We start from the raw sequence: 18,082 nt of genomic DNA on the forward strand, positions 1-18,082 counted from the left end.
ACACATGAAAAACTTACAACTTACGTTCGTATTTGCTTTTTTAGTAAGTATGCTACAGGCACAAACAAAAAACGTCTTTTTTGATCGTGCTTTCTGGAAAACAAAACCAACTGTTGCTATTATTAATCAAAAAATAAAAGAAAACAACAATCCTAGCGCATTAACATCTAATGGATTTGATGCTGTTACCAATGCCATTTTAGCTGAAGCACCAAATACTACTATAAAACACCTGCTTAAACAAAAAGATAATGGTGTAAATAAGCTAACACATGATAAAAGAACCTATGTGTTTTGGGCTGCTTATAAAGGAAATTTAGAATTAGTTAAACATCTTATTGATAATAAAGCTCGACTAGATTTAAAAGATTCTCATAATTTTTCACCGTTAACTTTTGCTGCGGCAGCAGGACAAACCAACACAAAAATATACGATGTACTTATTAAAAACGGTATCGATATTAAAAATGATGTAAACGAAAATGGTGCTAATGCGTTGTTACTAGTAATTCCTAATTTAAAAGATTTCGCCTTGGTTGATTATTTTACTGCAAAAGGATTGTCTCTTAATAGTTTAGATAATGATGGTAACGGAGCGTTTAATTATGCTGCTAAAAATGGTAATAAAAAAATAGCTCAATTATTATTAAAAAAAGAAATCCCATATAAAAACCTAAATAAAAATGGTGGAAATGCATTTTTGTTAGCTTCAAGAGGTTCTAGAAGTGGTTACAACTCTTTGGCTTTTTTTAAATATTTAGAAAACTTAGGCATCAACCCTAACATAACTAATAGCGAAGGTAAAAACCCTATTCATAATTTAGCTTATGGAAATAAAGACATCGCTACTTTCAATTATTTTATATCAAAAGGAATAGCTATTAATAAAGCTGATGTTAATGGAAATACTCCTTTAATAAATGCAGCTAGAAGGAACTCTTTAGAGGTCATTAAGTTATTAGCTTCAAAAACTAAAAACATTAACCACACTAATAAAGAAGGAAAATCTGCCCTTACAAACAGCTTGAGCAACAATTTAGAGGTTGTTAAATTTTTATTAGAAAAAGGAGCAAAAACAAGTATTTTTGATGCTAAAGGAAATTATTTAAACTATTATTTATTTAAAACCTTTAACGCTAAGAAGACGGAAGAATTTCAACAAAAACTAACGCTTTTAAAAACTAAAGGTTTAAATATTGAAGAGATACAAAAAGACGAAAATACTTTATTTCACCTTGCTGTTAGAAAACAAAGTATTGCTATGCTAAATTTTATAGCTGATTATAAAATTGATATCAATGCTAAAAACAAAAAAGGATTATCAGCATTACAGGAAGCTGTCTTAATTGCTAAAGATCATAAAATCATAAAACATTTACTTAGCAAAGGAGCTAATAAAAATGTAAAAACAGATTTTGATGAAACTTTATATGATTTAGCTAAAGAAAATGAAAATCTAAAAAATACCGATATCAGTTTTTTAAAATAAATTCAAGTAATTAAACATAAATAACATGAAAAAAACACTTATAATTTTATTCTTGGCTTTCGGAGCGATGGCTTTTACTACTTCTGATGATGCTACTTATAAATGTATGATTCAATTAAAAAATTATACAGGCGAAGGTGCTTATATTACAGTTTCTTTATTAAACCCAGATGGCGAATATGAAAAAACGCTATATGTACAAGGTGATGATGAAGATTGGTATTCTGATATAACAGAATGGTGGAAGTTTCAAGGTACAAAAAGAGCTGATATAGATGCGATAACAGGAGCTACAGTTAGTGGAGGTAATAGAACTATTAGTATTCTTAAAATTCCGGAAAGTAAATTAAATAAAGGTTATAAAATTAGATTTGAATCTGCCGTTGAGGATCAAGAATACTATAAAGATGATGTTGAATTCGAACTTACTACAGAAAACGTAAAAACCAAGGTTGAAGGAAAAGGGTTTATACGTTACATCCGCATGATTCCGCAATAATTAGTAAAATAATATTTAATGAAATTAACTACTTATGTATGGAGGTATAGCCATTTAACACTGGCTATATCTTCATCTATTTTTATACTTATTGCTGCTGTAACCGGTATAATTTTAAGTTTCGAACCTATTTCGAATCAATTAAAACCTTATGCAATAACTACTGATAACCTTTCCCTTTCTCAAACAATTTCTTCTTTAAAAAAAGAATACAAAGAGGTAATAACTATAGATGTTAATGAACATAATTTTGTTACCGCTGCCGTAATTACTAAAAACGGAAAAAATGAAACTTTTTACATTAATCCTATTACAGGTAAAAAAATAAGTAGTATTGTTTCTAAATCATCTATTTTTAAATGGACAACCAATTTACATCGTTCATTATTTTTAAAATCTACCGGTCGTTTTTTAGTTGGATTTTTCTCTTTCCTCCTATTGCTAATTACTATTACAGGAAGCATTCTTATCATTAAAAGGCAAGGCGGAATTATACGTTTCTTCACTAAAGTTGTTAAGGAAGGTTTTAATCAATATTATCATGTAATTATTGGTCGATTTACCTTAATTCCTATAGTAATAATTACAGTAACCGCTGTATACTTATCTCTAGAAAAATTTTCTCTTTTACCAGAAAACAACATTAACCATACTTTTGATTTTTCAGAGATTTCTTTGGATAAAAAAATTTCCGCTGAGGAGTTCTCTATCTTTAAAGACATTCAATTAAATGAAGTTAAAAGTATTGAATTTCCTTTTTCTGATGATGCCGAAGATTTTTTTTTCTTAAAATTAAAAACCAAAGAGCTGATTGTTCATCAATATTCTGGTGAAATAATTAGCGATAAAAACTTGTCGTGGGTTTATATTTTATCAGATTGGAGTTTGTTTTTACATACCGGTCGTGGTACTATTATTTGGGCAATAATGCTACTTTTATCCTGTCTTGCTATTTTATTTTTTATCTATTCTGGTTTCGCCATGACTTTAGAAAGAAAACGTAAAAACTCATTACCTAAGAACAAGTTTAAAAAAGAAAATTCAGAAATTATTATATTAGTTGGTTCAGAAACAGGCAGTACTTTTAGTATTGCATCTTCTTTATATGATGCTTTAATTACTGATAAAAAAACTGTTTATATAGACCATTTAAACAACTACACATCTTATAATAAAGCTACCCAATTAATTGTTTTAACGGCTACTTATGGCGAAGGGCAACCTCCTTCAAATGCGAGTAACTTTTTAACATTAGCAGAAAAAATTAAACAGAAAAATCCCATAAATTATGCTGTAGTTGGTTTTGGCTCATTAGCATATCCTGAATATTGCAAGTTTGCTTTTGATATTGATAACGTATTTAAAAAGAAAAAGCACTTCTCTCCTACTTTACCTCTTTATAAAATTAACAATCAAAATTTTAATGATTTTAAAACCTGGGGGACACAATGGAGTCAAAAAACAAATATCGACTTACAACTAAAACAAAAACTAGCTAAACCTAAAAAACAGCAAGCTTTTTCGGTAATAAATACTACTGAATTAAATACAGATGCTTCTTTTTTAATCCGTTTAAGACCTCTTAAAAAAATGCGCTTTTCATCGGGTGATTTACTAGCAATCACTCCTAAAAAGGACAACATTACACGCCTATATTCTGTAGGTAAAATAGACAATGATATTTTATTAAGTATAAAAAAACACGAATTAGGTGTTTGTTCAAATTTACTTTTCAATCTTAAATCAGCAAATACTTTACTTGCTAGAATTGAAAAAAATAAGGGATTTCATTTTTCTAAAAAATCTAAAAGCACCATTTTAATAGCTAACGGAACAGGAATTGCTCCATTTTTAGGAATGTTAAATTCACCTTCTACAACTCATTTATTTTGGGGAGGAAGAACTAAAGAATCTTTAAAAATGTATAATCCATTTTTAAAAAACGTACCTAACTCACATATTTACATTGCCTATTCACAAGAACAAAAGAGACAATATGTACAAGATCTTATTTTAAAAGAGCAAGCCTTAATTGCATCCACATTAAAAAATAATGGAACCATTATGATTTGCGGTTCTATTAGTATGATGAATGGTGTTATAAAAGTTTTAGAAAGAATTTCTTTGCATCAATTAAACACTCCGTTAAGTACTTTTCAAAAAGCAAATCAAATTAAAACTGATTGTTATTAAAATAACTTCTTATTTACTCATTTAGATAAGAAGTTATTTTTAGAACACTTCCTTTTTCAACGAATTCTAATTTATATACTACGAATTCTAATTAGCTTAAAATTACTCCTTACTTCCTTCCTACTTTTGAACATATAAAACAAATATTATGTGGTCAAACAACAATTACTCATCAGTATTAAAAATGTATTTAAGCAAATATAACAGCTTAAAATTACAGATAAACAACAACGGATTAATAGCTTCTGTTGAGAAGCAAAAAAATGGTCAATGGATTAGTGACAGAAACTTGCCAAACATTTTAAATAAATTATCTACAAATTTTAATTTAGAGAAGAACGTGACGATCATATTACAACAATAATAAAATAATAACCTTAAAAACAATACCTATGAAACAACACATTTTAAAAGTAGGAATAGTAATGGGATTACTACTACTAATCGGAACATTTACAAGCTGTGATAAAACAAGAAAAAGCAACACTCAAGAGCTGGGAAACATTGCTAAAAAAGAAGAAACGGTAAACAAGATTAATTTAAATTCAAGAAAACCAATTGTATTTATTGCTGGATATGACAAAAGCGATAGTAAATTTTATGATAGCGCTAGAGTTTATTTTAAAGACAAAAAATACCGTGTTATAAATGAGGAATATTCATTAGAAGAAATTATTACATGGATGAATAAAAACGCTACTGAAAATCCGTACGGCGATATTCATATTGTTAACTACAGTACCCCATTTAAAGGAATGCATCTTGAAACGGTTGTAAACGGAGAAAAAATTACAACAGAATCTTTACAAAAAAGTATTTCTAAAGGTAATTTACCAACACTAAAAAAAGGAATTAATATAAACACTAAAATTGTATTTCATTCAAACGGCTTAGGTAAAAATGAAGCACTTTTAAATAGTTTAAAACAAGCTTTTTCTACGGATGAAGTTCCGCAAGTTGCAGCTTCACCTTACTTTAATATATTCGGAGGCGAGTTTACGAATCACTATTTAGCAGCACCATATTACGTATTTTATCCGACAGCAAATTCGCCAGGAAAAGTAGATTTATCTAAAGAAATTGCTAAAAAATATCCGAAGGAAAGAGACATAGATTGGTTTGCTGCTTTAACAAACGAAAGAGAGCGTTACATAGGCGAGCCATATACAAAACAATTTAGTGTGCCTGTAAGTTTAGAGGTTGATTATTTACATTCAGATGAAGAAATTCCAACTTTTGTAATGCAAGAAGAATTAATGGATTTTATTGCTAATGATGAAGATTTAATGAAAAAGATGAATAAACTAAATATTCCTGTTGAAAAATTTAGATGGACCTATAAAATAAAAGATAGCAAGTTACTTATTAAAGGAAAAACATCTGTGCTGTGTGTATTAAAGCCACTTACAAAACCTTTTGGCGACTTAGAACACATTAAACCCGACACGAATAATAAACGCTTATACGCTATGAAATAATTTAATATTTGGGGAACGTCATCGCTAATAAAGTAGCAGTATTTATCTTAAAAAGATTACTTCTTATACTTTATCGCGATGACGTTTAAATTGGTTAAGTTTGTTATTATGAAGTTACTTAAATATGTATTTATTTTTATCTTTTCATTAACTGTTACAAATACAGTTGCACAGTTAAACACGCTAAAAAATTATAATTTAAATGATGGGTTACCTAGTTTAACTATTACTGATATTATACAAGATGAAATTGGTTATTTATGGTTTACTTCTAATAAAGGAATCTCTCGTTTTGACGGATATGAGTTTATAAACTTTAGCAAAAAAGACGGATTACTAACTGATAAATCAACAGTTGTTACTACTACGAAAAACACTCTTTATATTGGTAGTAATAACGGATTAAGTATTAGAAATAATAATATATTTAGTTCTTTTGATGAAAAAAAAATCAACTGTATACTAACTACTAATATTGGTACTTTTTTAGGTACAGATAAAGGCATATTAAGAGTTCGTGAGGATTTCCTTTCTAATATTCGAACCAATTTTCAGATTGATTTAAATAAAATAAACAATTTAAAATTTGACGGTTCTTTTTTTTGGATTGCGTCCAACAAAGGATTATGGAAACTAGATAAATTAATTAATCCGACTCTTTTAAAAAGAATAGACTTAGGTAATTACACTTCTATTATCTTTCATAAAAAAAAGACAATTGCAGCTACTTATAACAACGGCATTAAATTAATTAATAACGACCAGGTTAAGACAATTACTAGCTCTTTAATGAACATAATTGATATTAAATTTATTAACAATCAATTTTGGATTATTTCTGAAAATGACGGAATTGAAATACTTAATGAGAATTTTAACTTTGAAAAAAACATCAACAAATACAATACATTTACAACAAATAAAATAAATACTGTTTTTCAGGATCAGCAAAAAAATATTTGGATTGCCACAAAAAACAAAGGTATTTATAAGTTAAAAGGAAAGAATGTTACAGAAAAAAAACCTGTAATTACCTTTCAAAATATTGAAGTGGTTTACAAATCATTAGACAGCATAGATATTAACAACTACCAAAAAACCTTACAATTAAAACCTACTAAAAACCATATTTCATTTACTTATAAAACGGTTAACATTAACAATCCGAAAGATGTTTTATACCGCTATAAATTAAATAATGAATTTAGTAATTGGACTTCTAAAAATACCGTTGACTTTCCGTATTTAAACTACGGAAACTATACTTTTTCGGTACAATCAAAAAGTGCTAAAAAAATAAGCAAGCCAATACATTTTCAATTTTTTATTGATACACCTATTTATCAAAAAAAATGGTTTATATGGGCAAGCATCACTTTAATATTCTTTTTATTAACAGTGGTAACTTTATTTTATATTCGAAAAATTAAAGCTAAAAACAAAGCTAAAGTTAAAAAACTACAGTTAGAAAATCATTTATTGTCGCTAGAGCAAAAAGCACTGCAGTTACAAATGAATCCGCATTTTATTTTTAATGTTTTAAACGGAATTAAAGCTTTAGGCACTACCAGAAAATCTGCAGAACTCAATACAACAATAAGTAAATTTGCAACGTTGTTACGTGGAATTCTACATAATTCTAGACAAGAAGAAATTAGTTTAACTGAAGAAATATCAGTCTTAAAAAACTATATAGAGCTAGAACAACAGATAAGTTCAAATACTTTTAAATATGAAATCAACACCGATTTAAAACTAGATCCTGAAGAAATATTAATTCCGCCGATGCTAATTCAGCCTTTTGTCGAAAATAGTATTAAACATGCTTTTAAAACAACATCAGAAGGTAAAATTACGATTGATTTCTCTATTAAGAATCAGTTTTTAGTATGTACTATTATTGATAACGGCATCGGAATTCATCAATCAAAAAAAGACACTAACGCAAATTCTCATAATTCAGTTGCTATTAAAATCACTGAAGAACGTATTAGAGCCTTGTCTAAAAAAAGCCTATTTAATATTGATGAAATCATCCATAAAAATAAGGTTACCGGAACAAAAGTATCTTTTAGAATTCCTTTAAAAACTGATTTTTAACATGAGTAAATTAACTGCTATTATTGTTGATGATATGCCATCTGCTTTAAAAATGTTACAAAACGACATTTTAAATAACTACAAAGAAATAGAAATAATCGGTACCGCAAAAAGTGTTGTAGAAGCATCCATCTTATTAAGAAAAAAACAACCCGATATTTTATTTTTAGATATTATGCTTGGTGACGGCACTGGTTTTGATGTTCTTGAAATTCACCCTAATTTATCATCAAAAATAATTTTTGTTACCGCAAGTGATGAGTACGCTATTAAAGCTTTTAAGTTCGCTGCCATCGATTATATATTAAAACCATATACGAATGAAGATTTATTTAATGCCATTGATAAAGCTAAAACTCAAATTAAACCAGATAAGGAACAATTAACTGTTTTACAAGAATCTATAAAGCAACCTAACTTGCGCCCAAAAAAGATTTCTTTAAGCACTTCTGATAAAATTATTGTGGTAAACTTAGATGATATTGTGCGTTGCAAGTCCGATAATAACTATACAGAGTTCTTTTTAATCGATAATCAAAAAATTTTAGTTGGTAAAACACTCAAGTACTTTGCAGACATGTTAAAAGAATTTGAATTTATTAGAGTACACCAAAGTCACTTAATTAACATACAGTATATCAAAGAGTTCATTAAATCTGACGGAGGATATTTGGTCTTAAAAAACAAAATTACAATACCTGTTTCTGTTCGAAAACGAAATGAAGTTATTCATATTTTAGAAAAAATATAAACTTTTTTTACTATTTACTATATATTTTAACAACTATGTTAAATTTTTATTAAAATTTTACCTATTTTAGTGATGTAAATAATTAAGTATATGGTTGCACTTAAACTCGAAAAAGGCAGGTTGTTAATTGCAGAGCCTACTATTTTAAATGATTGTTCTTTTAAGAGAACTATTATCTTATTAACAGAACACACGTCAAAAAGCTCTGTTGGCTTTATATTAAACAGACCTTTAAATTACGTACTAAGTGATTTAGTGCCCGAAATAGATTGTGATTTCACAATATACCAAGGAGGTCCGGTAGAGGAAGATAATTTATACTTTATACACAAAGTACCAAATTTAATACCTAATAGTATTGAAGTTGCAAATGGTATTTATTGGGGAGGTAATTTTGAGCTTTTAAAGGAACTTTTAACAAGCAATAAATTAAAATCAACTGATATACGTTTCTTTTTAGGATATTCTGGTTGGGAAACAGATCAGTTAGAAGATGAATTAAACACTGATTCTTGGTTTATTTCAGAAAATGATTACACAAATATTTTAACCACAAACGACAAAAACCTGTGGAAAGAAAAGCTGCTGCAAAAAGGCGGTAAGTATAAAATTTGGGCAAATGCACCAAGTGATATTCAAATGAATTAACCTGTTATTGTTACTAATTTTAAACTACTTTTAATTTTATTAGTGATATTTGAGGTAAACTCTTTCTTACGATAATTAGTTACCGTTTGAATACCTATAATTGCATTGGTTATAAAAACCTCATCTGCTTTTTGTAATTCGAACGGAGAAATTGTAGTTTCTTCAATAATGTATTCTGAGTTTTTCTCTAGAATTTCAATTACTTTCTTTCTAACAATTCCCTTTATACATCCTTCTGTTAAGGCCGGAGTTTTTATTATGTTATCTTTTATTATAAAAATATTTCCATTCGTTGCTTCAACAACCCCTTTTCTTTCATTTAATAATATACAATTGTCTAAATCATTTTCATCTGCAAAAACAGCAGACAATGTATTTAACATCCTATTAGAAGTTTTTATAGTTGATAACAACCCTGAATAGTTATAAAAATCCTTAAACAAATCTACTTTATAACTAGATTTTTCTATATAAGTAAACTCAGATGCTTCTATTAAGTAATCAATTTCGTTTGACTCAGGTTTATACAATCCTCCATCCTTTCGGTAAACAGTTAATCTAACTCTATAGTTATCTGCCTTTGGAAGTTCTTTTGTAGTTTTTAAAATTTCTTCTTGCAAGAATTCTAACGTAAACTCCATCGGTATTTTCATACGTAGCATTCTCATAGATGCCATTAACCTAAAATAATGATCCTCGAAAAAAACAACTTTAGCATTAAGTACTCTTACCGTTTCAAAAATAGCGTCACCATATTTAAAGGCTCTATTATTGTTAGATAATTGTAATTCTTTATTTGATATTATTTTCCCGTTAAAATTTAGCATCTCTCAAAAAATTTGATTGCAAATTTACAGCTTAGGTAATTAGTAGCCATAAAAAAACTCGACAAAATGTCGAGTTTTTAATAGCTACTATAAAAGATTAAGCTCCTATACTGTTTTTTAGACTTTCTATTTGGCTTTCCCATAACATTTTTGCTTCTTCTACAGCATCTTCATCATCTGCAAAGTCGGTAACAATTACCACTACATCTTTAGTTAAAGGATCTACTTCTATTCTAAATTCAAAATAACTTTCATCATCTTCACTTTCTTCCCATTTAAATTTAATGCGTTCATTATTCTTTTTAGCTAATATTTTTGCTTCTTCTTCAGAATCATCCCACATAAAAGTGATTAATTTTCCTCGAGAATTAACTCTATCAGCAAACCATTCCTCTAATCCTGAAGGAGTTGCTAAACTATTATATAACATACTTGGTGATGCATGTATCGGGAATTCTAATTCGAACTTTACTTTACTCATTTTTTTTTTCTTGAGGTGGCAATATATATCTTTATTTTTTAAAAAAAAATTTCATTTTTTGTTGCTTAAAACCAAATATCTTGTATATTTGCACCCGCATTAGGCGAGGTAGCTCAGTTGGTTAGAGCGCAGGATTCATAACCCTGAGGTCGGCAGTTCAAATCTGCTCTTCGCTACTAAACTCAAACTTAACGGTTTGAGTTTTTTTTTACCTAAATTTTAGTAAACATTTTAAAATGCTCACCTACTTTATCAACATTAAATACTGCTCCTACTTTATTAAAAGTTAACTCTTCATAAAAAGAAACTGCCTCTTTACGAGCATTACACCATAAAATATGTGTGTTTTTTTGACCTAAAATATTCTTTGATTCATTAATTATCTTTTTACCATAACCTTTACCTCTCACTTTTAAGACTGTAGCCATTCCTCTTAATTGGTATTGATCCTCTTCAAAACCCTCCATTTTATTTTTAATAAAACTTGCAACTCCTACTAACTCATTATTATGATAGGCGCCCAAATGAAAAGTACTTTCATCAAAATCTTCTTTAAATTTATACGGTAAATCAATTTCTTTTCGTAAAATAGATAATCTTATCTCGTAGGTATCTTCTGCTTTAATTTCTTTAATATTAATCATTTCTTATCCTTTAAACTCTTATATATAGTTTCTCGAAATTTTTTAGCAGATATAAACCATGCTCCATATTCATCCTTATACTCTTTGGTAATATTACTATCTTTAGATACTTCATCAAACGACTTTCCTTCATTTAAAGCTTCTTGCACACGACTTCTTAAAGTTACCAACATGTTTTTATAAATTTGTAACTCTTTCTTATTAGAAACACTTCTATGTCCAGGAATAATTTTTGTTTTATCATCTGCAAGCATCAAAACCTTGCCTATAGACGCTATATAACCATCAATACTTCCACCCGTTTCTATATCTATAAAAGGAAATTTTCCTTGAAAATAAGTATCTCCCATATGTATTACATTACTATTTAAAAAATACACATGAGAATCTCCGTCGGTATGTGCGTTATGAACATGAGACACTAAAATATCTTCATCATCTATATGAAACATCATATCTTTAGAAAAGGTTATTACAGGTAATGCTTCTTTTGGTGCTGCTTTTTTGTTTTTCCCTTTTACAACCTGATCCATACTCATTCTTTTTCTAACATTTTCCTGCGAAAATATTAAAACACCTTCTTTTTTTAGATTTTCATTTCCTCCTGTATGATCTCCATGCCAATGTGTATTAACCAAATATTTTATTGGTTTATCTGTAATTTCTTTGATTTTACTGATAATTTTATCTGTTAAGTTCGCAAACTGATCATCAATCATAAAAACACCTTCTTTTCCTACAAAAATTCCGATATTTCCACCTTGACCTTGCAACATATAAATATTTTCTGTTATTTTTTCAGAAGAAATTTTCACTTCTTTTTTTTGAGAAAAAACACCTAAACTAAATACACCTAATAAACTTACTGCTATTACTTTTTTAAATTTCATGATTTTAATTTTAAATACACAACTATTAACGAACTTTGTAATTACAAGAAGTAAGTTACCATATAATTACAAGAAACGAAACTCTTATTAATATTCTATAAAATTTTAAACTATTAATGAATATCAGCTTTAAACCTATTGATAAAAAAGATAAATACAACTACTTCTACTAATCTTTTAAAAGAACGTGTATTAGAAATGGCTACTTATAACACATACGAGTGTGTTAATATTTTTGATGATAATTTATTAATTGGTATTTCTGGCCTTTGGTATAGTATGCGTCATTACCTGGGAAAAAGTGTAGAACCAGATCATGTTATTATTGATAAAAAATACCGCGGTAAAAATTTAGGAAAGCTATTTTTTGAATGGATTTACGATTATACAAAAGCTAAAGGATGTGAAGCAGCCGAATTAAACACTTATACAGGCAATAGGAAGTCACATAAATTTTATTATAATGAAGGATTTGAGATCTATGATTTTCATTTCGTGAAAGTTATGAGAGAAGATCAAAAATTTTATTAATTTTATGTAAAAAACCATTGTAAATTCTAGAAACTATTTTATATTTGCAACCGCTTTACAATAGAACTTATTTTTATTTAAAAGCACAGCAAGTAATTGCAATAATCTTTACCAATGCGAAAGTAGCTCAGTTGGTAGAGCGTCAGCCTTCCAAGCTGAATGTCGCCAGTTCGAACCTGGTCTTTCGCTCCAAGTCTTTAAAAGGTAGACTCTAAAATCTTTATTTACCAATGCGAAAGTAGCTCAGTTGGTAGAGCGTCAGCCTTCCAAGCTGAATGTCGCCAGTTCGAACCTGGTCTTTCGCTCAAAGTCTTTAAAAGATAGACTCTAAAATCTTTATTTACCAATGCGAAAGTAGCTCAGTTGGTAGAGCGTCAGCCTTCCAAGCTGAATGTCGCCAGTTCGAACCTGGTCTTTCGCTCAAAAAGCCGAAACATTTGTTTCGGCTTTTTTTATTTTACTTCTTTAATTTATCTCCAAATAAGAACAACCCCACTATAATCGCTCCGATAATTCCGATCATTAAAGTATTATTCCCCACAACACTCGGCTTTAACAATATTGTTAACACATAACCTCCTATTGCACCCCCTAAATGTGCAGAATGCCCAACGTTACCTACTTGGTTTTTCATTCCGTAGATTGAATACAGTAAATACCCAATACCAAAAATATAACCTGGCAAAGGAATAGGAATTGGTAACATGATTAATTCCATATCTGGATAGAGCATTATTGATGAAAAAATAACACCAGATACAGCTCCCGAAGCACCAACAGCACTATAATATAATTCTTCTTTATGTTGATATAATGAATACAGACTTCCTGAAACCAAACTACCAACGTAAATCAGCAAGAAATAAGGAGTTCCGAAATTAACAACCACTACTTTTCCAAAAAGATACAAAGCATACATGTTAAACCCTAAATGCATCCAATCTACATGTAAAAAACCCGATGTTAGCATTCGTAATTTATCGCCGCTTAGTATCTTCTGTACTTGAAACTTGTATTTATCAAAAAAAACAAGATCATTAAAACCTTTATAAGAAATTAAAACGTTTGCGACTATTAGTATTAAAATAATTTGACTCATATTTTATATTTAATACCACAAAAATAATCAAAAGTTAATAAAGCAAATGATTAATAATTTAATGCGATATTTGCATTTTTAAATTTACAATATGAAGTTTTTTACATTTGCCATTACCTACCCTTTTATATGGTTACTATCAAGATTACCTATGGGAATTTTATATTTATTTTCAGACTTTTTCTTTTTTGTATTATACCATATTCTTGGTTATAGAAAAAAAACTATTATAGGTAATTTAAACACAGCTTTTCCTAATAAAAAAAGAAAAGAGATAAATAAATTATCAAGAAAATTCTCTAGACACTTTGTTGATTTAATTTTTGAAAGCATTAAATCTTTTACTATTAGTGAAAAAGAAATACTAAAAAGATACAAATACAAAAACCCTGAATTGATAAACGAATTAACAAAACAAGGAAAAAGTATTGCTCTAGTTGGCGCTCATCAAGCAAATTGGGAATGGGCTTTTGCAATGCCTAAATTCTTAGATATTAATTGTTACGGAGCCTATACGAAAATACAAAATCCATATTTTGAAAAAAAGATAAAAACTTCAAGAACCAAATTTGGTTTCGAAGGAGTTCCTACAATTGAATTTAATAAAACCATTAGTAGCAGAGAAGCAAAAAAAATACAAACTCTTTATATTTTACTAAGTGATCAATCACCTAAAGTACGTAAAACAAGATATTGGTCTCATTTTTTAAATAAAAAAGTACCTGTACATACTGGCGCTGAAATCTTAGCTAAAAAATACGACTTAACAGTTGTTAACATGAATACCACAAAGATTAAACGAGGATATTTTGAAACTGAATTTGAACTAATAACAGACAACCCTAAAAGTTTTGATAATTTTGAAATAACAGATAAGTTTTTAGAAATAACAGAAAGAAATATAAATAAACAACCAGAGTGCTATTTATGGTCTCACAAACGCTTTAAGCACAAAGACAAATACGACGAATGGTTAAAAATCAGAAAAACTTCTCAAAAATAATTGAGAAGTTTTTTTTTGCTTTAAATTAAAAAAGTCTTCTCAAATGAGAAGACTTTTTGGGTGGAAGACGGGATTCGAACCCGCGACCCTCGGTACCACAAACCGATACTCTAACCAACTGAGCTACAACCACCATGTAACTTGCGGGTGCAAATATACAACAGTTTCTAACTTCTGCAAAACTTTTTTTTAAATTAATTTACTTAAATTTTCAACAGCAACGTAACGCTCTGAGGTAAAACCTTCTGCATAATCTACACCTATTAATCTTCCTAAATCTTTTGCTCTATAATTTATACTATCTGTAAAATTCTTACTTGTTATTGGCGTTTCTGGTTCATTACTTGTCGGATCAAAGAACTGAGAACTGTATGCTAAAACTGAAGCTTCTTTTTTATCCATAAATCCAGTTACATCAACTACAAAATCTGGCTCAATATTTTTCCATTGTATGTAATGATATACTTGTTTCGGTCGCCATTTTTCTTGTAGCTCACCATCTAACTCAGTTTCAATCTTCATCAAACCACTTAAAAAACAAGCATCAGAAACAACTTTACTTCCTTTCGGATGATCAATATGCCTATCATCAATTGCATTGCACAATACAATGTCTGGCTTGTACTTACGAATCATTTTTACAATAGCCAATTGACGCTCTTTATCATTAATAAAAAAACCATCAGCAAAGCCTAAATTTTCACGAACGGAAACTCCTAGAATCTCAGCAGAATTTGCAGCTTCCCTATCTCTAATATCAGCAGAACCTCTTGTACCAAGTTCTCCCCTAGTTAAATCTACAATACCTACTTTTTTACCTAATGATATTTCTTTCGCAATCGTAGCGCCACAACCTAATTCAACATCATCTGGATGCGCTCCGAACGCCAATATATTTAATTTCATCTATTTTATTATTTTAAAGCTTGCTCTATATCTTCTATTAAATCTTCTGTTTCTTCTATACCTACTGAAAAACGAATTAAACCATCCTTTATTCCTTGATTTGCTCTTTCTTCGGATGATAATAAAGAGTGAGAAGTTTCAGAAGGACTTAACATCGTGCTTTCAATACCCGCTAAACTCATTGATGGCTTTATTAATTGTAATCTATTCATAAAATCCATCGCGTTTAAACTTTCATTTAACTCAAAAGAAAGCATCCCTCCGTAGTATTTCATTTGAGAAACTGCTAGCTCATGATTTTCATGAGATTTTAAACCCGGATAATATACTTTTGATACTTGCTTATTACTCTCTAAATAAGTCGCCATTTTTAAAGCATTTTCACTTTGATGCTTTACCCTTAAATTTAACGTTTTTAAACTACGTTCTAACATCCACACCGTAAAATCACTTAAACTTCCTCCTAAGTTTTTGGCAAGATTCCAAATTCTATCAATATGCTTATCTGATGCAGCTACGGCTCCTGCTAAAATATCAGAATGTCCTCCCATATATTTGGTTGCCGAATGCAGCATAATATCAATACCAAAATCAGCAGGTGTTTGGTTTATTGGCGATGCAAATGTATTATCAATCATTGTTATAAGCTTATTTTCCTTAACCAAATTAGCCACTGCTTTTATATCAACAATTTTTAATAATGGGTTTGATGGAGTCTCAATAAAAATAACCTTTGTATTTGGCTTTATCTCTTTTTTAAAATCCTCAATATTTAAACTTTTCGTAAAAGAATATTCAATTCCGAATTTATCAAACTCTTCAACAACAAAATTATATGTACCTCCATATAATGTTTCTTGCAATATAATATGATCTCCTTTTTGTAAAAAAGCAAGCATTGTTGTGCTTATTGCTGCCATTCCTGATCCAAAAATTAAAGCTCCTTCTGTTTTCTCTAGAGCTGCTATCTTCTTACATAAATACTCTTGATTAGGCGTATTAAATGAACGTGGATATCTTTTTACATCTACCGCATCAAATTCATAAGATGTAGACATGAATATAGGCGAAATGGCTCCTTTAAATTGCTCGTCTTTTATTTCTCCTACATGCGTACATATAGTATTTATACCTAGTTCACTGTTTTTTTTCATCTTTACGAAATTTAGCAGCTAATTTACTAAATCCATTTTCGTTTTGAAATAAAATATCGATATCTTCGTACTTATGATTAGAATTGCCATTATTGGAGGCGGAAATGTAGCAACACACTTAGCGAGTGCTTTTAATAAAACTAAAGAAGTTTCTTTAGTGCAAGTGTATGCCAGAAATATTGAGCAAATTGCGTTTTTAAAGCAAGAAGTTAGCGTAACAGATAACTTAGGTTTATTAAAAGATGCCGATGTTTATATCATTGCTGTTTCTGATGATGCTATAACTGAAGTTTCATCAAAAATTAATAAAAAAGATAGCCTAATTGTTCACACCTCTGGAAGTGCTTCATTAGACTCGCTAAAAAACAAAGGTAGAAAAGGTGTTTTTTACCTCTTGCAAAGTTTTTCTAAAGACAAGGCTGTTGATTTTAGTGAAATTCCGTTTTGCCTAGAGGCTGAAAACGAAGAAGATTTAACTACGCTAAAAACAATTGCCAAGACTATCGGAAAAAAAATATATTCTATTAATTCCGTGCAACGTAAAACAATACATGTAGCTGCTGTTTTTGTAAATAACTTTACAAATCACTTTTACAAAATTGGTGAAGATATTTGCAAAGAACATCAAGTTCCTTTTGAAATTTTACAACCTTTAATTCAGGAAACAGCAAGGAAAATTATCTCCTTAAATCCAGAAGAAGCTCAAACTGGACCTGCGAAGAGAAACGATCAAAAAACGATTCAGAATCATTTAGAGTTACTCAATAAAGAACAACAAGAAATGTATCAACTTATTACAAATTCAATCCAAAAAAATGGAAAAAAGTTATAAAGAAATATTACCTCAAATAGATACTTTAATTTTTGACGTGGACGGCGTTTTAACAAACGGAATCGTAACCGTTTTTCCTGACGGACAATTAGTGCGCCAAATGAATATTAAAGACGGATACGCTTTAAAAGCAGCTGTAAAAGCAGGTTTTAAGGTTTGTATTATTTCTGGAGGAAAAAATGAAGGAGTTCGTACTCGATTAGCCAACTTAGGCATTACTGATATTTATTTAGGCGCGCATGATAAAATTAAACAGTTTAACGAACTTATAGAAAAGTACAATTTAAAATCAGAAAACGTGTTATACATGGGTGATGATATTCCTGATTATGCGGTTATGAAACTGGTTGGAATGCCATGTTGCCCTAATGATGCTGCAAGAGAAATTCAGCAAGTATCTAAATATATTTCCGATAAAACTGGTGGAAATGGCTGTGCTCGCGATGTTATAGAACAAGTATTAAGGGTTCAAGGAAAATGGAACAACAATTTTGATGCTCAATACGATTAAATGGAACAATTTTTGAAAACTAAATACTATATTAAAAACACAATAA

The 18,082-nt window shown here is 29.3% G+C and carries 19 protein-coding genes and 5 tRNA genes; 16 read left to right on the forward strand and 8 right to left on the reverse strand.

Annotation, left to right across the window (positions count from 1 at the left end; genetic code table 11):
- Window positions 1–4 precede the first annotated feature (4 nt).
- The 8 genes from H0I30_RS06340 (at window position 5) to H0I30_RS06375 (ending at window position 9,158) form a co-directional block, all read left to right on the forward strand.
- Window positions 5–1,489 carry an ankyrin repeat domain-containing protein gene (locus H0I30_RS06340; RefSeq protein WP_218773419.1) on the forward strand — a complete coding sequence of 495 codons (1,485 nt, stop codon included), beginning with the start codon at window positions 5–7 and terminating at the stop codon, window positions 1,487–1,489.
- A 67-nt stretch (window positions 1,490–1,556) separates the two neighbouring features.
- Window positions 1,557–1,988: a DUF2271 domain-containing protein gene (locus H0I30_RS06345; protein WP_255554386.1), complete on the forward strand. Its 432-nt coding sequence runs from the start codon at window positions 1,557–1,559 to the stop codon at window positions 1,986–1,988.
- A gap of 18 nt (window positions 1,989–2,006) precedes the next feature.
- On the forward strand, window positions 2,007–4,181 hold the full coding sequence (locus tag H0I30_RS06350) for a PepSY domain-containing protein (protein ID WP_218773420.1): 2,175 nt from the start codon (window positions 2,007–2,009) through the stop codon (window positions 4,179–4,181).
- 148 nt (window positions 4,182–4,329) lie between these two features.
- The gene (locus H0I30_RS06355) at window positions 4,330–4,545 is read left to right on the forward strand and encodes a hypothetical protein (protein ID WP_218773421.1); all 216 of its coding nucleotides are present in this window, start codon (window positions 4,330–4,332) and stop codon (window positions 4,543–4,545) included.
- Window positions 4,546–4,573: 28 nt separating this feature from the next.
- Window positions 4,574–5,659, forward strand: coding sequence for a hypothetical protein (locus tag H0I30_RS06360; protein ID WP_218773422.1), 1,086 nt, complete (start codon window positions 4,574–4,576; stop codon window positions 5,657–5,659).
- Window positions 5,660–5,767: 108 nt separating this feature from the next.
- The gene (locus tag H0I30_RS06365; protein WP_218773423.1) at window positions 5,768–7,759 is read left to right on the forward strand and encodes a histidine kinase; all 1,992 of its coding nucleotides are present in this window, start codon (window positions 5,768–5,770) and stop codon (window positions 7,757–7,759) included.
- Window position 7,760: 1 nt separating this feature from the next.
- Entirely contained in the window at window positions 7,761–8,510 is a 750-nt protein-coding gene (locus H0I30_RS06370; protein ID WP_218773424.1) for a LytTR family DNA-binding domain-containing protein, read from the forward strand.
- Window positions 8,511–8,600: 90 nt separating this feature from the next.
- A complete protein-coding gene (locus H0I30_RS06375) occupies window positions 8,601–9,158 on the forward strand; it encodes a YqgE/AlgH family protein (protein ID WP_218773425.1) in 558 nt (185 codons plus the stop codon).
- Here the strand turns inward: H0I30_RS06375 and H0I30_RS06380 are convergent.
- Together H0I30_RS06380 and H0I30_RS06385 are read right to left on the reverse strand one after the other, a co-directional pair.
- Window positions 9,155–9,985: an aminotransferase class IV gene (locus H0I30_RS06380; RefSeq protein WP_218773426.1), complete on the reverse strand. Its 831-nt coding sequence runs from the start codon at window positions 9,983–9,985 to the stop codon at window positions 9,155–9,157. The two genes, H0I30_RS06375 and H0I30_RS06380, sit on opposite strands and share 4 nt — an antisense overlap.
- A 97-nt stretch (window positions 9,986–10,082) precedes the next feature.
- Window positions 10,083–10,466 carry an START-like domain-containing protein gene (locus H0I30_RS06385; RefSeq protein WP_218773427.1) on the reverse strand — a complete coding sequence of 128 codons (384 nt, stop codon included), beginning with the start codon at window positions 10,464–10,466 and terminating at the stop codon, window positions 10,083–10,085.
- Between the two features lie 102 nt (window positions 10,467–10,568).
- Here H0I30_RS06385 and H0I30_RS06390 point away from each other — a divergent pair.
- Window positions 10,569–10,642: transfer RNA gene (locus H0I30_RS06390), tRNA-Met, on the forward strand.
- A gap of 36 nt (window positions 10,643–10,678) precedes the next feature.
- Here H0I30_RS06390 and H0I30_RS06395 read toward each other — a convergent pair.
- Entirely contained in the window at window positions 10,679–11,110 is a 432-nt protein-coding gene (locus H0I30_RS06395; RefSeq protein WP_218773428.1) for a GNAT family N-acetyltransferase, read from the reverse strand.
- The gene (locus H0I30_RS06400) at window positions 11,107–12,000 is read right to left on the reverse strand and encodes an MBL fold metallo-hydrolase (protein WP_218773429.1); all 894 of its coding nucleotides are present in this window, start codon (window positions 11,998–12,000) and stop codon (window positions 11,107–11,109) included. The genes H0I30_RS06395 and H0I30_RS06400 overlap by 4 nt, the downstream gene beginning before the upstream one ends.
- A 138-nt stretch (window positions 12,001–12,138) precedes the next feature.
- Between H0I30_RS06400 and H0I30_RS06405 the strand changes: the two genes are divergently transcribed.
- The 4 genes from H0I30_RS06405 (at window position 12,139) to H0I30_RS06420 (ending at window position 12,952) form a co-directional block, all read left to right on the forward strand.
- The gene (locus H0I30_RS06405; RefSeq protein ID WP_255554344.1) at window positions 12,139–12,531 is read left to right on the forward strand and encodes a GNAT family N-acetyltransferase; all 393 of its coding nucleotides are present in this window, start codon (window positions 12,139–12,141) and stop codon (window positions 12,529–12,531) included.
- A 116-nt stretch (window positions 12,532–12,647) separates the two neighbouring features.
- A tRNA-Gly gene (locus tag H0I30_RS06410) sits at window positions 12,648–12,723 on the forward strand.
- 40 nt (window positions 12,724–12,763) lie between these two features.
- Window positions 12,764–12,836: transfer RNA gene (locus tag H0I30_RS06415), tRNA-Gly, on the forward strand.
- Between the two features lie 43 nt (window positions 12,837–12,879).
- Window positions 12,880–12,952: transfer RNA gene (locus H0I30_RS06420), tRNA-Gly, on the forward strand.
- 36 nt (window positions 12,953–12,988) lie between these two features.
- Here H0I30_RS06420 and H0I30_RS06425 read toward each other — a convergent pair.
- The gene (locus tag H0I30_RS06425) at window positions 12,989–13,630 is read right to left on the reverse strand and encodes a rhomboid family intramembrane serine protease (protein ID WP_218773430.1); all 642 of its coding nucleotides are present in this window, start codon (window positions 13,628–13,630) and stop codon (window positions 12,989–12,991) included.
- A 91-nt stretch (window positions 13,631–13,721) separates the two neighbouring features.
- Between H0I30_RS06425 and H0I30_RS06430 the strand changes: the two genes are divergently transcribed.
- Window positions 13,722–14,633, forward strand: a complete 912-nt coding sequence (locus H0I30_RS06430) for a lysophospholipid acyltransferase family protein (protein ID WP_218773431.1) — start codon at window positions 13,722–13,724, stop codon at window positions 14,631–14,633.
- A 58-nt stretch (window positions 14,634–14,691) separates the two neighbouring features.
- Here the strand turns inward: H0I30_RS06430 and H0I30_RS06435 are convergent.
- The 3 genes from H0I30_RS06435 to H0I30_RS06445 all read right to left on the reverse strand — a co-directional run bounded on the left by H0I30_RS06435 (window position 14,692) and on the right by H0I30_RS06445 (window position 16,693).
- Window positions 14,692–14,767, reverse strand: a tRNA-His gene (locus H0I30_RS06435).
- A gap of 55 nt (window positions 14,768–14,822) precedes the next feature.
- A complete protein-coding gene (gene bshB1 / locus H0I30_RS06440; RefSeq protein ID WP_218773432.1) occupies window positions 14,823–15,539 on the reverse strand; it encodes a bacillithiol biosynthesis deacetylase BshB1 in 717 nt (238 codons plus the stop codon).
- Between the two features lie 8 nt (window positions 15,540–15,547).
- A complete protein-coding gene (locus tag H0I30_RS06445) occupies window positions 15,548–16,693 on the reverse strand; it encodes a PLP-dependent aspartate aminotransferase family protein (RefSeq protein ID WP_218773433.1) in 1,146 nt (381 codons plus the stop codon).
- A 73-nt stretch (window positions 16,694–16,766) separates the two neighbouring features.
- Between H0I30_RS06445 and H0I30_RS06450 the strand changes: the two genes are divergently transcribed.
- Window positions 16,767–17,525, forward strand: a complete 759-nt coding sequence (locus tag H0I30_RS06450; protein ID WP_218773434.1) for a Rossmann-like and DUF2520 domain-containing protein — start codon at window positions 16,767–16,769, stop codon at window positions 17,523–17,525.
- Window positions 17,509–18,036, forward strand: a complete 528-nt coding sequence (locus H0I30_RS06455; protein WP_218773435.1) for an HAD family hydrolase — start codon at window positions 17,509–17,511, stop codon at window positions 18,034–18,036. Before H0I30_RS06450 ends, H0I30_RS06455 begins: the two co-directional genes overlap by 17 nt.
- The last annotated feature ends 46 nt before the right edge of the window (window positions 18,037–18,082 follow it).

This window comes from Tenacibaculum sp. AHE14PA (genome assembly GCF_019278465.1).
Lineage (GTDB): Bacteria > Bacteroidota > Bacteroidia > Flavobacteriales > Flavobacteriaceae > Polaribacter > Polaribacter bernardetii.

Coding starts and splice junctions, on each gene's coding strand:
- H0I30_RS06340 (WP_218773419.1), top strand. CDS start 5: ATGAAAAACTTACAACTTACGTTCGTATTTGCTTTTTTAGTAAGTATG.
- H0I30_RS06345 (WP_255554386.1), top strand. CDS start 1,557: ATGGCTTTTACTACTTCTGATGATGCTACTTATAAATGTATGATTCAA.
- H0I30_RS06350 (WP_218773420.1), top strand. CDS start 2,007: ATGAAATTAACTACTTATGTATGGAGGTATAGCCATTTAACACTGGCT.
- H0I30_RS06355 (WP_218773421.1), top strand. CDS start 4,330: ATGTGGTCAAACAACAATTACTCATCAGTATTAAAAATGTATTTAAGC.
- H0I30_RS06360 (WP_218773422.1), top strand. CDS start 4,574: ATGAAACAACACATTTTAAAAGTAGGAATAGTAATGGGATTACTACTA.
- H0I30_RS06365 (WP_218773423.1), top strand. CDS start 5,768: ATGAAGTTACTTAAATATGTATTTATTTTTATCTTTTCATTAACTGTT.
- H0I30_RS06370 (WP_218773424.1), top strand. CDS start 7,761: ATGAGTAAATTAACTGCTATTATTGTTGATGATATGCCATCTGCTTTA.
- H0I30_RS06375 (WP_218773425.1), top strand. CDS start 8,601: ATGGTTGCACTTAAACTCGAAAAAGGCAGGTTGTTAATTGCAGAGCCT.
- H0I30_RS06380 (WP_218773426.1), bottom strand. CDS start 9,985: ATGCTAAATTTTAACGGGAAAATAATATCAAATAAAGAATTACAATTA.
- H0I30_RS06385 (WP_218773427.1), bottom strand. CDS start 10,466: ATGAGTAAAGTAAAGTTCGAATTAGAATTCCCGATACATGCATCACCA.
- H0I30_RS06395 (WP_218773428.1), bottom strand. CDS start 11,110: ATGATTAATATTAAAGAAATTAAAGCAGAAGATACCTACGAGATAAGA.
- H0I30_RS06400 (WP_218773429.1), bottom strand. CDS start 12,000: ATGAAATTTAAAAAAGTAATAGCAGTAAGTTTATTAGGTGTATTTAGT.
- H0I30_RS06425 (WP_218773430.1), bottom strand. CDS start 13,630: ATGAGTCAAATTATTTTAATACTAATAGTCGCAAACGTTTTAATTTCT.
- H0I30_RS06430 (WP_218773431.1), top strand. CDS start 13,722: ATGAAGTTTTTTACATTTGCCATTACCTACCCTTTTATATGGTTACTA.
- bshB1 (WP_218773432.1), bottom strand. CDS start 15,539: ATGAAATTAAATATATTGGCGTTCGGAGCGCATCCAGATGATGTTGAA.
- H0I30_RS06445 (WP_218773433.1), bottom strand. CDS start 16,693: ATGAAAAAAAACAGTGAACTAGGTATAAATACTATATGTACGCATGTA.
- H0I30_RS06450 (WP_218773434.1), top strand. CDS start 16,767: ATGATTAGAATTGCCATTATTGGAGGCGGAAATGTAGCAACACACTTA.
- H0I30_RS06455 (WP_218773435.1), top strand. CDS start 17,509: ATGGAAAAAAGTTATAAAGAAATATTACCTCAAATAGATACTTTAATT.